Genomic DNA, 14701 nt, shown 5'->3' with positions numbered 1-14701 from the left:
TATGTTTTACGGGTAGTTTATGGGCGCGAATATGAAGCTAATTATTTTGCAAGTAAAACGATAAATTTGAGTCGTATCGACAAATATTCTTTATCAAAAAGAGGTGGGATTTTGCGGAATAAAAAGCCAGCTAAAAGAGGTAGCTGGCTTGATAGGTCACTTAGTAACAGCTTGATTTAGCCACTGTTCGAACTGAGATTTAGGTAGCGCTCCGTTGAGTACATCAACACGCTGTCCGTTTTTGAAAACCATGATAGTTGGAATACTGCGAATGCCAAATTGAGCCGCAAGCTGTTGTTGTGCTTCTGTGTCAATTTTGACAAAACGAGCCATTCCCGCTTTTTCCTCTGCGACATCTGAGAAAACAGGTGCAAAACCAACACATGGGTTACACCACGGAGCCCAGAAATCAACGACAACTGGAGTAGGGCTTTGTAATAGTGCGGAAAAGTTTTCCGTTGTCCCTTCTATAGGCGCACCATCTAAAAGAGAGCTTTTACATTTTCCGCAAGTCGCATTTTCTGCAACGCGCTCGTTGGGTACACGATTTAAACCGCCACATGATGGACAGCGAGTTTTAAACGATGACATGACTTCTTCCTTTATGACAACTTTGTGAAAACTTGACTTATCAGTCAGCTCCATAAAGCGTATAATTTTCTTCTTTACTTTGGACTTGCTACGAACTGGCAAGTCTTTATTTGAACCTACTTAGGTTCTAAGAAATTTAACTAAATTACAACAATAAATAGGTCTGTGATGTCAAATTACTACGCTGAAATTACAGGTTGGGGAAAATGTGTACCGCCAACTGTACTTTCTAACGATGATCTTAGTACATTCCTTGATACCTCTGATGAGTGGATTCGCTCTCGCACTGGCATCGAAAACCGCCGCATTAGTCACGTAAACACCTCAGACATGGCAACAGTCGCCGCAAAGCACGCGTTAGCTCGTGCTGGTGTTGATGCGAGTGAGGTTGACCTGATTATCGTCGCGACGTGCTCACCCGATTCCCTAATCCCAAATATCGCATCGAAAGTTCAACAAAATCTGGATATTCGTTCTGCTGCATCTTTTGATTTAAATGCTGCCTGTACTGGCTTTGTATACGGTCTGGAAACGGGCACGCGTTTGATTCAATCGGGAAATTACCGCCATGCCATTATTATTGGTGCTGAAAGGCTTTCTTTCTTCATCGATTGGGCAATGCGTGATACTGCCGTTTTGTTTGGCGATGGCGCAGGCGCTGTTGTTTTATCTAGAACTGACAAAGAGACTGGACTACTACAATCGAAAATCGGTTGTGATGCAAAAGGGCGCGACATACTTGCAGTGCCTAAGTTTGGTTCTTGTATGGATCGATTTGCGGAAGATAACGGTTTCTGGGACTTCAACTTTGTAGGACAAGAGATCTTTAAACGCGCAGTGAAGGGCATGGGCTTAGCAGCGAAAAACGTGCTTAAAGAATCTGAGCTCACAACCGAACAAATTGATGTTGTGATCCCTCACCAAGCTAACATTCGAATCATCCAGACCTTGTGTGATCTTTCGGGCATCCCACAAGACAAAGCGTTTGTGAATATTCATAAGTATGGCAATACCTCAGCAGCAACGGTGCCAATTGCATTATGTGAGGCGTTAGAACAAGGCCGAGTCAAGCCTGGCGATAACTTGCTTTTAGCGGCTTTCGGTGCCGGTCTAACATGGGGTGCCGCCGTTCTTAAATGGGGTGACCGCGTAACGCCAATTGCGGAAAGTGACGCAGCGTTACCAGAGTGCGATAAATCCGCACTAGAATTACTTGAACGTGCAATCCGACTGTGTAACGAGCGTCGCCGTACCGAAGCATAATCTGATTCATTAAGGGAGCAAATCTGCTCCCTTTTTTATGCCTCTAAGACATAAACCCAAGATTCGAGTCTGCAAAGTTGCGGATATTAGGAAATACATACTCCAATGCAGCGTTATCGCTGACACCCATCCATTGAGCAAGTGTGGCACCTACTTGGTCCGCCGCTACTTTCGGAATAAGTCTGCCTCTTGAATAGTCGTCCTGTCCACCCAGAACTAACTCGGGCCACGTACCAATAGGCTGGTTGCTGTTGACAGCGCCACCTAACAGCAGTTGATGTCCGCCCCAACCATGATCCGTGCCATTTCCATTACCCGTCATTCGACGTCCAAAATCAGACATCGTAAAAGAAGTGACATTTTTGCTCATCCCCAGTTTATCGAGCGACTGATACATTGCGAATAAATTTGTGGCTAAATCCTCTAATAACACTGGGTGTCTTGCGAGTTGTGAATCGTGAAGGTCATACCCGTTGTGCTTTATAAAAAATATTTGTCGTTTTTGGTTCATATCATTCTGGCTGGCAATCAGCTTAAATACCGTTTGCATTTGTTTGCCAAGTTCAGATGACGTGAAAAGGGGAGAATCTTGTATTTGGTTTAGCTGCTCAGAAAGTACGTGACTCATCGTCATCGATTCGTTAATCATGACATGAAAGTGATCACTGAAAGGGTTATTCGTACTTCCAGACAGTAATTGATTGTAAATCCCCTTGTAGACGAGATTATCGAGCGCGGACAGTTTTACGACTCGGTCCTTTTTTAATACTGTCTGTCGATGCTCCATCGCCCTTAACCAAAGTGACTCGCCATAGACACTATAAAGGGGAGTCACTTCAGCGTTTGAACTTAACACATCCAAGACGCGGCCAGCCCAGCCCAAATTACGTGATGCCTCCATTCCTCCTCGCAGCCAGGAATCCGTCTGAGAGTTGTGAGAGAAAAGCTGTTCAGGCAAGGGTAACTCGCCAGATTCAATAGCTTGTTTGGTTAGAGGTTGATCGAGAATACCAGTATTGACGGCAATGTTAGCGTCACCACGTTCAAAAAGTGAAGAAAGCGTACCAAGCTGTGGGTGTAAACCCAAAGGTACCTTTCTGCCATTTGTGTCCAATACACTCAGTCCGGTAGGGACTATGGCATCTCTGGGAACGGCTAACGCGCCTCTCACGTCTGAATACTGCTTATAGTGAAAATCTGACAATGGCAAAACCGTATTAATGGCATCATTTCCGCCCATTAAGTAGACACAAATAAGGGCGCGAAAGTCGTTTGTTGGCGAAGCGAGTGAATAGGCAGGCAGGCCCAAAGATGCAAAAGCCCCAAGAGATGCAGATCCTTTAATAAAATGACGTCGTGAATAATCCATCGTTCACTCCTAGTATTGAAGATAAAATTCTTCGCCTGAAATGGCGGTGAAGATAACGATTGAGAGCTTTGCTTTTGGCACATACTCGGATGGATAATCGTCTAGCACGTTAAGCATGAGTGTTATTAGCTCAGAAGATGCTGTACCAGCGAAGAACCGTTGATTGATCTGTTCGACGAGTGCTGGATGATCATCAAGCAGCGCATAAAGACCATCGAGGTTAAGTGAGTATGTGTTATCGCCTCCATCCCGAATATCGGTAAGCATAAAATTAACGATATCGGTATAAGCTGACCAATTAAGTAACTGATACTCAGGTGACACCATCGAAGACTGCATAAATTCATTCGATGGCTGGTAATCTGGGGAGTAGAAGTTAAATACGGAAGGTGCGCGCAATGGACCTTGGTTGGCGATATTCATAATGGTCGTGGCATCATCATATCGCGCACCTTTCAGAGTAAAGCCTGCGGCGCGATGAAAATTGGTCAGAACCAAAATAGGCTCTTTGACTTTTTTAGGTTGACGTTCAGTCCGCAGCGACGCTTCTTCATCCAGTAATATCGCTTTCATTACCGCGCTTAGATCCCCTTTGATTCCTTTACCATTGTCATTAAAAACCGTAGAAATACGGGTTACATACTCAGGACTTGGATTGGAGGTAACGAAACGCTGGATTAATCGTTTTGACACAAATGGCGCGATATTAGGATGGGACATTAAAATATCGATGACGCGGGATAGTTCCTCCTGACCAGTGAGCCCTGCCGGGAGAGTAGTATCTAAGATCTTCTTTTCGCCTGAGTCATGCAGTTTATTGATGACTTGCATAGGCTCCACAAAGTCAACATCGCTGCTTTTCCATCCGGTTAAAGCACGGGCAAGTTCCTGAACATCATTTTGTGTATAGCTCGGGATAGGTCTACCAGTATTGTTATCAACGACCGTACTTCCATCCATATTCAATTTGTATAGTCCGAGCGTGAACAACTGCATAAGCTCTCGGGCAAAGTTTTCATCTGGCAACGCACCGGTAGACGGGTTTTCTTTAGCGCTTCCCATCATTGACAGGTAGTTTCCCATAACGGGATGCGTTGCGACTTCAAATAACAGATCGCGATAATTACCAAATGCGTTTTTTACAAGCACATCGTAGTAGTTCGCTAAGCCAGCAGGTTTGCCAGACAGTACGCCTCCATAGCGGGAAACCACCAATATTTGACTGAGTGCAAAAGCCATTCGTTGTCTGAGTTGGTCTTCGGAACTGATGACGATTTGATACCACGCATTTTCACGGTTGGCTTGTGCACCTTTGGTAAAAGGCGTGTTGAACAGAGGTTCATGATACGTAGGAGGGAGCTTCATTTGCTGATTGACCCAGCCTTCGACGCCTAGCTTTTCGACGGTATTTATAAGAGCGGGTGTGGGGCCAAATGTGGTTTGATAAAGAATACGGGCAGTACCATCTGACGTTTTACTTGCTGAATAAACAGGTTGTATCGAACACGCAAGTGCCACAAACAACCCCAAAAACCAATAAGACATTCCATTCTTTATATGACGTATCATCACTGACTCGCTTACCTGAGAAAGAGTATTAAGTAATAAACTTAGTGAGCGAGTATAGAGGTCTGGATTCGCCTAAAAAAAGCATTCTGGGTGAAATTAGTACTATTTTAGGTAATTGAAGGTGAGTAGGCGGCATGTACTCGTCGCTCGGGTAAGACCAACGAGTACATGAGATAAATAGGGCTGGATAATTTAGTGATGTGGCAGAGTTAGCTTCAAAGAAAGCAAATCTGCCTTCTTTGGATATATGGGGTTATTTTCTTGCCAGTTTATGATGAGCACGGGAAAAGTGATCCGCACAAAATGCGCCAATAATTGAGAGCTCACCCGCGAGACATAATGCAGCCGTGACTTCGGCAAGTGCCTTCGCTTTTCCGTTGCCATGTAATCCGAGAATATCGAGACAGGCTTTTTGTGTTGGCAGCCCTGTACCGCCACCAACTGTGCCCACCATGATATTTGGCAACGTGACACTCGCATAGAGATTGCCTTTTGAATCAACCTCCATTCGGGTAATACCTATCGCGGATTCAGCGACACAAGCCGCATCCTGACCGCATGCAATATAAAGTGCGGCAAGTGCGTTAGCGTAATGGGCATTGACGCCGATAGTGCCACTCAATAAACCACCCACGGTGCTCATATGGGTAAACTGAGCCATTGATTCTGGCGTTGTATGCAGGTACTTCTTGACTAATTCTGCAGAAATCGTGACTTCGGCTGAGACTTTTTTACCACGTACAGACCGCAGAGTATGGGCATTTGGCTTTTTATCACCCGAGAGGTTGCCATCAAGAAAAGCTTGAACTGGCTTAACCGGACTGACCGCTAAAATGTGATGGAACACTTGGTTAGTCGCTATGGTCACCATATTCTGACCAGAGGCATCACCGGTGACATATTCAAAAACCAAATAGACATGGTTGCCTTCTATATTGATGTTGATGTCTTTGAGTTTCCCGTGAGAGGTAGTCGACTCTGCAACCTGGCAAAAAGTGTCGAACTGGGTAGTGACCCAACTTACGAACTGTCCTGCTTCAGCTAGGTTGTTAAAGCCAAACACTGGAGTTCGGCTCACACCTTCACTAAGTAGCAATGCACTGGCACCGCCTGCCGCAGTGATTAGGTTGGCGCCACGGTTGTAAGAAGCAACGAGAGCCGCTTCGGTGGTTGCAAGTGGAACTAAGTAGTCGTCGTTTGCATGTAAACCGTTTACTCGCAATGGGCCAGCAATACCAACGGGCACATTTACAGTGCCAATGAAATGCTCGATATTGTTGGAATAGGACTCACAATGTTCTCGGGTAAAAGGGTCGAGAAGAAGATCTTTATTCGTGGTCTGTTCCAGGACTGCCCAGCGGCGAGTTAAGTGCTCATGCGACAGTTTTGGACTTAAACAAAGGCGCGTCGTTGGCTTGTGGAATTTCGGTTCTAATGCCGATTGGATTTTACTGCTGGTCTCAATATTAGAAAGAGCGGAGTGTTGGGCGGTATTATCTAGGTTTAACTTCGGCATACAAACGTTCACTGAAAAATCGAACCAGAGATTGTAGTGATTACAGCCTTGATTACAACGTTGATTATACGTTTTGCAACAAATACCACGGATAATCTTCGTTTATACGCGATAGGTTTAATATCTTGATAGGTGTTATCACTTAATCAAAGCTCCAATGAGTATGCTCTTCGATTACGGCGCTGGGCTATAAAGCCTCGGTGCTCCGTGTTTTGGCAAGTGAATCAAATTGAGATGATTCCGTCTTGCCCATTCCACAGTTAATGCGGTTGGCGCGGAAAGGCAAACCAGAGTAGGGATGCGAGCGCGTACCGCTTTATGGATCAATTCTAAACTACAACGGCTAGTCATGATCGCAAACCCATTTTGTGGTTCGATGTGATTATTCGCCAGCGCACCGATGAGTTTATCTAATGCATTGTGACGACCAATGTCTTCGCGACAGGACAAGATATTTCCCTGTAAATCAGCAAACAGTGCAGCATGAAGCGCTCCTGATTTACGAGCTGCATTTTGATGCAAAGCGACTTTCTCTCTCAACCCTTCAAAAGAATCTGGGCGAGGGGGAATAGAAGGGGAAAGCGGTTCTAGATCAGGTAAGGCTTGCTCTAACGCTTCGACCCCACAAATGCCACATCCGGTTGTCCCTGCAAGGTTTCTGCGCTGCGTTTTTAGAGACCAGAATGCTCGGTTGCTGATTTCGACTTCTGCATAATGCGATTCGTTGTTACCACCAATTTCAATATCTTTAATCTCTTTAAAGTCGTTGATGATTCCTGTGCTCAGACTGAACCCTTTAACAAAATCCTCTAAGTGTCCCGGAGTCACCATCATTACGGCTTGGCTAATCCCGTTATAACTGATAGCGAGCGCGGATTCACTGGCCAGCGAAGTTTGCTGCAGAGGGCGACCGTCTTTCATTTCACGATAGTTAAACGCGTTTGGCTGAGGCGGAGCCTGGTTAAAGTCCGACAATTCAAAATAAGATTGAGTGGTACATCTCATGAAATCACCTCACGCTCGTCTAACTGATGCGTATTCGTTGTTAATTAAATATGGTTTTTGCGATTGAAAAGCACTGATCTGTGAGTGCAGAAAAAGGCTCTTGTTTACGTTTTAGTAAGCCTAAAGGCGCATGAACGGCGGCTTCTTCAATCGGTACAATACGAAGCGTATCGTTTAACTCTTCAAGGCCACAGTTTCTAGGCATAATCGCACAGCAAAGACCGCTGGTTACCGCCTGGACAAGGTGAAAGGTGGAGTTACTTTCAATGACCGTTTGAGGGACAAGCCCTTTGCTAATAAAGCTAATATCAATAGAGTGTCTGTAGTGCATCCCTTTTGATAGTAAGCCAAGCGGGATGCTATTGAGTGATTCCCACATTACTTCTGATTCGGCAAAATCAAAATAGCGCTCGTCAAACAACACCCCCAGTTTTGTTGAGTCCAATTCAATAACGTCAAAATAGGCCGTGTTCACCTGGTCGACGTAGCACATACCCAAATCGAGTTGGTTTCGATTGAGCTGGTCTATGATCTGTTCAGTCGTCATTGAGAGGATCTGAAATTGCAGCTCCGGAAACGCTTCAGCGAGTGGCTTGATTAACTGCATAGGGTTTTGGCTGGCTAAAGGCACCATACCAAGCCTAAGCGAGCCGACCAGTTGTCCTCTGCAGTTGGCGGCTTCAGCTTGTAAACCATCGTGAGCCGCTAACACGGTTTTAGCCCACGCTAAAATACGCTCTCCAGCTTCCGTGAATCCTTCAAAGCGTTGACTTCTTTGGATTAATTCTAAGTCTAGTTCTTCCTCTAAACTTCTAATTCTCATCGAAAGTGTCGGCTGAGTAATGTGACACAATGCCGCCGCCTGACCAAAATGTTTGGTCTGCTCGAGTGCTATTAGGTATTTAAGTTGTTTGATATCCATCTTGGCTAACTTAACCTTGCTTTGTGAGTCACAGTAACGGGTAGCGCGATTTTAAAAGGCAATGTTTATGCGTTCTTTATCTTCATCAATATTTGAGTTACCTGTTTCTACTCTTCTTATGTCAAGAGCGAAAATGTGCTCAAAATTGATCTAAATCAAGGCTATTCCCGATACTGATTGGGGTCAAATCTAAAGTATCTATAGGGTGATAGATAATGTCTATCGTAAATCGCATCGAAATTACTGAGTCGAGCGTGAGATCTCAGTTTAAATACCGCATAAAACGAATTCTCTGATAAATTCAATTGATGAAAAATGTGATGAATGTCTTGTCTTAAAGTCGTGATAGATTTTATTTATCAGCCGGTCAGGGATATCAATTGGACGCATACAAAGTAACGACTTAACCTTTGATTCAGATCAAAACACAGCATTAAAGATTGTGTCTGAACATTCTGAAACAGTAGACGGGTACCAGAACTCATACAATCTGGACAAGTAAAGTCTTACATATACAGAGCCTTTACTTGTCCAGATTGAAAACGCCCCTTCATGACTCCCGCGATTTTGCGCGCTTGTTTTCCCGGGCAGCCTGTTTGCTGTTGTTCCTATATACGAGGAGTAAAGTCGTGAGCCAAAAAGAAAGAATAAAAGAATACAAAGGTCCAGCTGGTGGTTGGGGTGCGCTCAAAGCCGTGACAAGAAGCTGGTGGGGAAGCGAAAATGCGGTGAAAAACATCCGCACCATGATGAAAACCAACCAAAATGGCGGTTTTGATTGCCCAGGATGTGCTTGGGGTGAATCACCAGAAAGCGGTAAAGTAAACTTTTGCGAAAATGGCGCAAAGGCTGTTAACTGGGAAGCCACCAATCGACTGGTTGATCCTGAGTTCTTCGCTAACCACAGTGTATCTTCTCTTTCTACTCAAACAGATTACTGGCTCGAATATCAAGGGCGTATTACACACCCAATGAAATACGATGCCGAGTCTGATCACTATGTTCCAGTTTCTTGGGAAGAGGCTTTTCAGTTAGTGGCAAAACACCTCAATGATCTGGAATCGCCACACCAAGCGGAGTTTTACACCTCCGGCCGCGCCAGCAATGAAGCCGCGTTTTTATATCAATTATTCGTACGTGCATTTGGTACCAATAACTTTCCTGATTGCTCAAATATGTGTCATGAAGCCAGCGCGCTTGGCATGAAAGACACCATTGGTGTAGGTAAAGGCACGGTTATCTTTGATGACTTTGAAGAAGCGGACGCGATTTTCGTTATTGGCCAAAACCCGGGAACCAACCACCCACGTATGCTGGAGCCGTTACGTGAAGCGGTGAAACGCGGTGCACAAGTTATCTGTTTCAACCCATTAAAAGAGCGTGGTTTGGAGCGATTCCAAAACCCACAAATGCCGATAGAAATGCTCAGTAATGGTTCAGAGCCGACGAATACAGCATATTTGCGTCCTGCACTGGGTGGGGACATGGCAGTGTTTCGTGGTATGGCTAAGTTTTTATTGCAATGGGAACGTGAAGCATTAGAAACCGGTGGTAAAGCCGTGTTCGATCGTGAATTCATTGAACAGCATTCCATTGGTATCGATGACTACTTAGCTGAAGTAGATGCCACTTCATGGGAGCACATCGCTGAGCAATCTGGATTAGATTTAAGCGAAATCGAAACGGTCGCTCGCATGTATTCACGCGCTGAGCGTGTGATCATGTGTTGGGCAATGGGTTTGACGCAACACCGTCACTCCGTGCCAACGATTAAAGAAGTGGCCAATGTACAGATGTTACGTGGTAACGTTGGTAAGGCGGGCGCAGGTCTTTCTCCGGTACGTGGGCACAGTAACGTTCAGGGCGACCGTACAATGGGCATCGATGAAAAGCCATCTGACCAACTGCTTGATAGCATTGAGCGTCGATTCAACTTCGAAGTGCCTCGTGGTGTAGGTCACAACACGGTTCAAGCGATTAAAGCAATGGAAGAAGGCCAGGCGAAAGTATTTATTGGTTTAGGCGGCAACTTTGCTCAAGCGACACCGGACACCGAACGTACTCACGATGCAATGCGAAACTGTAATCTGACCGTTCACATTTCGACTAAGCTCAATCGTTCGCATTTAGTGACTGGTAAAGATGCATTGATTCTGCCTTGCTTGGGGCGCACTGAAATTGATACTCAAGAAAACGGGCCACAGGGTGTAACGGTTGAAGATACATTCAGCATGGTGCACATCTCTTATGGTCAGTTGAAACCTCGCTCCAAAGCCTTGCGTTCAGAACCCGCAATCATTGCTGGTATTGCGAATGCGACGCTAGGGACACATCCGATTGATTGGAACTGGGTGATAGAAGATTATGATCGAATTAGAGATCTTATCGCCGACACAATTCCGGGGTTCACAGACTTCAACAGCAAGCTTAAAAATCCGGGTGGTTTCCATTTGGTGAACCCAGCCGCTGAGCGCAGATGGAATACGGCGAGTGGCAAAGCCCAGTTCAGCGACAGCGAACTACCAAAACAGTTGATCAGTGAAGCTCTATTAGAAAAAGGTCAGAAGCCTGATCTTATTCTGCAAACCATGCGCTCGCACGATCAATACAACACGACGCTATATGGTTTAAATGACCGCTATCGTGGCGTTTTTGGGATGCGAGAAGTCTTGTTCATCAATGAGGCGGACATCAAGAAGCTTGGTTTTGAATCAGGCGACAAAGTAGACATGGTGTCATTGTGGGAAGATGGCGTAGAGCGTCGAGTAAGCGGATTCACGCTGGTTGCGTATGATGTTCCTGCTGGTCAGGCTGCCGCATACTATCCAGAAACTAACCCATTGGTACCGCTGGATAGCTATGGGGACAGAACCTTTACGCCAACTTCTAAGTTCATTGCGATTAAGTTGGAGAAATCCACATCAGATGAGATAGCGCTTATTGAAACAGAATAGATAACTAACAAAGCACTACAAAATTCGGGATAAGAAAAACGGCTGATAATCACTATCAGCCGTTTGTTTTTTTACTTACTCGTACTCTCTATTGACGCGTCAATTAAGCTTTAGCGAACTTGTAAGTGCGGTAACCACCAATCAGGTTACGTGCTTTAAAGCCATTGTTGACGAGCTGGCGGTACGCGACGTTACCACGCAGACCAACTTGGCAGTAAATCACAATCTCTTTGTCTTTTGGAAGCTCGTCCATACGGTGACGTAATTGATCGACAGGAATGTTGATAGCATCTTTAATAAAACCAACACTCTCAAGCTCACCCGGGTTACGTACATCAAGTAACACTTGGTCATCAGTCAGTGAATCCATCTCATCGTAATGAATTGCGGTTGCATCACCTTTGATGATGTTATTGGCAACAAATGCTGCCTGGTTAATTACGTCTTTCGCACTGCCGTAAGGTGGCGCGTAGGTCAGTTCTAAGTGCTGTAACTGTTCAACCGTCATGCCAGCACGCTGAGCCACTGCCATCACGTCGATACGCTTATCGATACCATCTTTACCTACGGCTTGAGCACCTAAAATTTTGCCTGATTTTGGATCGAACAGCATTTTGAACGACACGACTTCTGCGCCAGGGTAGTAGCTCGCGTGGCTTGCGGTATGAACGTACACTTTGTCGTAATCAATACCCGCACGTTTCAGTTGTTTCTCATTTTTACCTGTTGAAGCAACAGCTAAGTCAAAGATCTTACAAATCGCCGTGCCTTGTGTTCCTTGATAGGTTTCACTGCGACCTAACATGTTATCTGCAGCCATGCGGCCTTGACGGTTTGCAGGGCCAGCTAGCGGTACCAATGTTGGTTCGCCAGTGACAAAATCTTTTTCTTCTACTGCATCACCAACTGCATAAATCGAAGGATCGCTGGTTTGCATGTATTCATTGGTAGAGATACCACCTAGTGCACCGATTTCTAAGCCAGCTTCTTGGGCAAGCTTGGTCTCAGGACGAACACCAATCGCCATGATGAGAATATCAGTCGTCAACTTCTCACCATTATTAAGTGTTAGCTCCAGTTCGCCTTCTAAGTGTTGGTGCTTTTCACTTTCACCGGAGTCAAAGCTGGCAACATGTTCGTTAGGTACGAACTGAACAGACTCAAGTGCCACTCCAAGTTTCAGATCGATGCCTTTATCTCGAATTTCAGCGTGAGCGAATCCCGCCATTTCACGGTCAACAGGCGTCATGACTTGGTCAGCCATTTCAATCAGAGAAGTTTTGATACCTAGCTGATGGAACGCTTCCATCATCTCTAAACCGATGAAGCCACCGCCTACCACAGTCGCATGCTCTGGTTTGTTCATCTGGATCGTTTCAATAATGCGATCCATGTCTGGAATATTACGTAGCGAGTGAGTGAGATGATTATCAAGGCCAGGAATTGGCGGAACGATAGGCCCTGCGCCTGGGCTAAGCAGCAAGAAGTCGTACGATTCTTCGTATTCTGAACCATCAATTAGGTTCTTAACCACGATGGTTTTATCCTGACGGTTTACCGAGACTACTTCATTCATCACGCGAACATCGACATTGAAGCGCGCTAGGAAGCTTTCTGGCGTTTGTAGTAAGAGTTTACTGCGTTCTTGGATATCACCACCAATGTGGTATGGCAGGCCACAGTTTGCAAAAGACACGAATGGACCGCGCTCAAACATGATAATTTCTGCGTCTTCACTCAGACGACGAGCACGCGCTGCTGCAGATGCGCCACCAGCGACACCACCGACGATTAAAATCTTAGTCATTATTAACTCCAAGCATTAGTATGAGCTGACTTACATTGTAGAGCCAGCTCGAAACATCTAGGTTATCTAAAACCAAATTTCTTTAAAAAGTAAGCGGCAGGACAAATTCCGGTATAAGCACTCTGAATTAGGTTAGCGCCAATAAACACAGTAAACCAAATGAAGTTACTGTGAACGAATACGGTGAGTAGAACCGAAACTAAAATCATAGTGCCGGCAAATACTCTTACAGCATTTTCTAACGTCATAACTCTTCTCCTTAGAACTGTTTAACTGAAACAGCCATCCTTTAACATGCTCACTATAAACACCTAAATTAGAGTTGTCTAATGTTAATTTAACTAAATTCACAAAAGCTAATTTAGTGTTGACTAAATATTATTATTTAGTAATATCTAATTTAGTTTTTAATGTAGAGGTGAGTCATGAGCGATACAGCAATGGACATAGCGGCGATGAAAGGCAGCGCAGTTGAAGCCGCAGATCTACTTAAAGTAATGGCGCACCCGGAAAGGTTGATGGTGTTGTGCCAATTGACCCAAGGAGAGGTTGGTGTAGGGGAGTTACAAAAACACTCCTTTTTGAGTCAATCCGCCTTTTCACAACACTTAACGGTGTTGCGTAAACACAATTTAATCAGCGCTCGGAAATCATCACAGCAGGTGTTCTACTCGTTAGCTGAACCGAGAGTTGAGTCATTAATTAAAGCACTGCATGGCGTTTTTTGTAGTTAAGTCGTTAAACGCCTTTTCGGTGGTTAATCAACTAAAATCAATAAATTAAATGAAAATCTATAGAGGTAAGTAATGTTAGACGTTATTCCATGGGAATCGTTGTTTGGTGGCATTTTATTGGGAGTTTCTGCCACGGTTTTGTTGTTGGTTAACGGCAAGGTTGCTGGTATCAGTGGAATTATGAATGGCATTATGTCACCGAAGAAAGGGGATTATTCATGGCGACTTCTGTTTGCAGTTGGCATGATTGTCGGTGGCTTTGTGAGTGTTTTATTACTCGGCGTGGCAGTACCAAGTACAGCAAATCTTTCAATGGGTTTGGTATTAGCGGCGGGTTTACTTGTTGGTATTGGAACCAGACTAGGTAACGGATGTACCAGCGGTCATGGCATTTGTGGCATTGGGCGTTTGTCTAAGCGTTCTATCGTTGCAACATGCGTATTTATGGCTGTTGCTGGCTTGACCGTTTTTGTTCGACTTCACCTAGTTTAAGAGAGATTCCATGAACAACACTATTTTTCGAATTACTGCGCTGGTAAGCGGTGTTTTATTTGGTATGGGTATGGCTGTTTCTGGGATGATCGATCCCGCGAAAGTTGTTGGATTTTTAGATATTTCAGGAAACTGGGATCCAAGTTTAGCTTTTGTGATGGGCGGCGCACTGGCAGTGTTTATGCCAAGCTATTTTTTACTTATCAAGCCGAGAAAACAATCAGTTAGTGGTGCAGAAATGTGTACCCCGACAAACACAAAGATCGATGCTCGATTGTTGTCTGGAGCTGCGATTTTCGGCCTAGGCTGGGGATTGGCTGGCATTTGTCCTGGTCCTGCCGTGGCGAGTTTGGCATTAGGTAACGTCAGTATTATTTTGTTCTTTGTTGCGATGCTGGCAGGCTCAATGTTTGCGAAATTGGTCATCAATGCTCGCGAAGAGAAGATGAAAACAGCCAAAGCATAAATTATGTAATCTA

The 14701-nt window shown here is 44.9% G+C and carries 13 protein-coding genes; 5 read left to right on the top strand and 8 right to left on the bottom strand.

The window, feature by feature from the left end; all coding sequences use genetic code 11:
• Window positions 1-156: 156 nt before the first annotated feature.
• On the bottom strand, window positions 157-591 hold the full coding sequence (trxC, locus tag VER99_RS22865) for a thioredoxin TrxC (RefSeq protein ID WP_020334841.1): 435 nt from the start codon (window positions 589-591) through the stop codon (window positions 157-159).
• Between the two features lie 168 nt (window positions 592-759).
• On the opposite strand from trxC, the gene VER99_RS22860 reads away from it, so the two are divergent.
• Window positions 760-1854, top strand: coding sequence for a ketoacyl-ACP synthase III (locus VER99_RS22860; protein ID WP_020334842.1), 1095 nt, complete (start codon window positions 760-762; stop codon window positions 1852-1854).
• 43 nt (window positions 1855-1897) lie between these two features.
• Here the strand turns inward: VER99_RS22860 and VER99_RS22855 are convergent, their stop codons facing one another.
• The 5 genes from VER99_RS22855 to VER99_RS22835 form a co-directional block, all read right to left on the bottom strand.
• On the bottom strand, window positions 1898-3223 hold the full coding sequence (locus VER99_RS22855) for a DUF1501 domain-containing protein (RefSeq protein ID WP_020334843.1): 1326 nt from the start codon (window positions 3221-3223) through the stop codon (window positions 1898-1900).
• A 9-nt stretch (window positions 3224-3232) separates the two neighbouring features.
• Window positions 3233-4792 carry a DUF1800 domain-containing protein gene (locus VER99_RS22850; RefSeq protein ID WP_024372993.1) on the bottom strand — a complete coding sequence of 520 codons (1560 nt, stop codon included), beginning with the start codon at window positions 4790-4792 and terminating at the stop codon, window positions 3233-3235.
• 253 nt (window positions 4793-5045) lie between these two features.
• Window positions 5046-6308 carry a hydroxymethylglutaryl-CoA reductase gene (locus VER99_RS22845; protein WP_020334845.1) on the bottom strand — a complete coding sequence of 421 codons (1263 nt, stop codon included), beginning with the start codon at window positions 6306-6308 and terminating at the stop codon, window positions 5046-5048.
• 174 nt (window positions 6309-6482) lie between these two features.
• Window positions 6483-7313, bottom strand: a complete 831-nt coding sequence (gene fdhD / locus VER99_RS22840) for a formate dehydrogenase accessory sulfurtransferase FdhD (protein WP_020334847.1) — start codon at window positions 7311-7313, stop codon at window positions 6483-6485.
• A 40-nt stretch (window positions 7314-7353) separates the two neighbouring features.
• Window positions 7354-8235 carry a LysR family transcriptional regulator gene (locus VER99_RS22835; protein WP_020334848.1) on the bottom strand — a complete coding sequence of 294 codons (882 nt, stop codon included), beginning with the start codon at window positions 8233-8235 and terminating at the stop codon, window positions 7354-7356.
• Window positions 8236-8864: 629 nt separating this feature from the next.
• Here VER99_RS22835 and VER99_RS22830 point away from each other — a divergent pair.
• A complete protein-coding gene (locus VER99_RS22830; protein ID WP_020334849.1) occupies window positions 8865-11189 on the top strand; it encodes an FdhF/YdeP family oxidoreductase in 2325 nt (774 codons plus the stop codon).
• Window positions 11190-11292: 103 nt separating this feature from the next.
• Here VER99_RS22830 and VER99_RS22825 read toward each other — a convergent pair whose 3' ends face one another.
• Window positions 11293-12996, bottom strand: coding sequence for an FAD-dependent oxidoreductase (locus VER99_RS22825; RefSeq protein ID WP_020334850.1), 1704 nt, complete (start codon window positions 12994-12996; stop codon window positions 11293-11295).
• Window positions 12997-13058: 62 nt separating this feature from the next.
• Window positions 13059-13244 (bottom strand): YgaP family membrane protein, encoded by a 186-nt coding sequence (locus tag VER99_RS22820; RefSeq protein WP_014234195.1) that lies wholly within the window; start codon window positions 13242-13244, stop codon window positions 13059-13061.
• Window positions 13245-13421: 177 nt separating this feature from the next.
• On the opposite strand from VER99_RS22820, the gene VER99_RS22815 reads away from it, so the two are divergent.
• From VER99_RS22815 to VER99_RS22805, 3 genes are all read left to right on the top strand, one after another.
• A complete protein-coding gene (locus tag VER99_RS22815) occupies window positions 13422-13730 on the top strand; it encodes an ArsR/SmtB family transcription factor (protein ID WP_014234196.1) in 309 nt (102 codons plus the stop codon).
• Window positions 13731-13802: 72 nt separating this feature from the next.
• A complete protein-coding gene (locus VER99_RS22810; RefSeq protein WP_020334851.1) occupies window positions 13803-14222 on the top strand; it encodes a YeeE/YedE family protein in 420 nt (139 codons plus the stop codon).
• A gap of 10 nt (window positions 14223-14232) precedes the next feature.
• Window positions 14233-14688 (top strand): YeeE/YedE family protein, encoded by a 456-nt coding sequence (locus VER99_RS22805; RefSeq protein ID WP_020334852.1) that lies wholly within the window; start codon window positions 14233-14235, stop codon window positions 14686-14688.
• Window positions 14689-14701: the final 13 nt, after the last annotated feature.

This window comes from Vibrio natriegens NBRC 15636 = ATCC 14048 = DSM 759, from assembly GCF_035621455.1.
GTDB lineage: Bacteria > Pseudomonadota > Gammaproteobacteria > Enterobacterales > Vibrionaceae > Vibrio > Vibrio natriegens.
Note: the sequence above shows the minus strand (reverse complement) of the source record. Positions and strands in the feature narration are given on the sequence as shown.

Excerpts from the sequence above, each read along its gene's own strand:
- trxC (WP_020334841.1), bottom strand. The coding sequence starts at position 591 with ATGTCATCGTTTAAAACTCGCTGTCCATCATGTGGCGGTTTAAATCGT.
- VER99_RS22860 (WP_020334842.1), top strand. The coding sequence starts at position 760 with ATGTCAAATTACTACGCTGAAATTACAGGTTGGGGAAAATGTGTACCG.
- VER99_RS22855 (WP_020334843.1), bottom strand. The coding sequence starts at position 3,223 with ATGGATTATTCACGACGTCATTTTATTAAAGGATCTGCATCTCTTGGG.
- VER99_RS22850 (WP_024372993.1), bottom strand. The coding sequence starts at position 4,792 with ATGATACGTCATATAAAGAATGGAATGTCTTATTGGTTTTTGGGGTTG.
- VER99_RS22845 (WP_020334845.1), bottom strand. The coding sequence starts at position 6,308 with ATGCCGAAGTTAAACCTAGATAATACCGCCCAACACTCCGCTCTTTCT.
- fdhD (WP_020334847.1), bottom strand. The coding sequence starts at position 7,313 with ATGAGATGTACCACTCAATCTTATTTTGAATTGTCGGACTTTAACCAG.
- VER99_RS22835 (WP_020334848.1), bottom strand. The coding sequence starts at position 8,235 with ATGGATATCAAACAACTTAAATACCTAATAGCACTCGAGCAGACCAAA.
- VER99_RS22825 (WP_020334850.1), bottom strand. The coding sequence starts at position 12,996 with ATGACTAAGATTTTAATCGTCGGTGGTGTCGCTGGTGGCGCATCTGCA.
- VER99_RS22820 (WP_014234195.1), bottom strand. The coding sequence starts at position 13,244 with ATGACGTTAGAAAATGCTGTAAGAGTATTTGCCGGCACTATGATTTTA.
- VER99_RS22815 (WP_014234196.1), top strand. The coding sequence starts at position 13,422 with ATGAGCGATACAGCAATGGACATAGCGGCGATGAAAGGCAGCGCAGTT.
- VER99_RS22810 (WP_020334851.1), top strand. The coding sequence starts at position 13,803 with ATGTTAGACGTTATTCCATGGGAATCGTTGTTTGGTGGCATTTTATTG.
- VER99_RS22805 (WP_020334852.1), top strand. The coding sequence starts at position 14,233 with ATGAACAACACTATTTTTCGAATTACTGCGCTGGTAAGCGGTGTTTTA.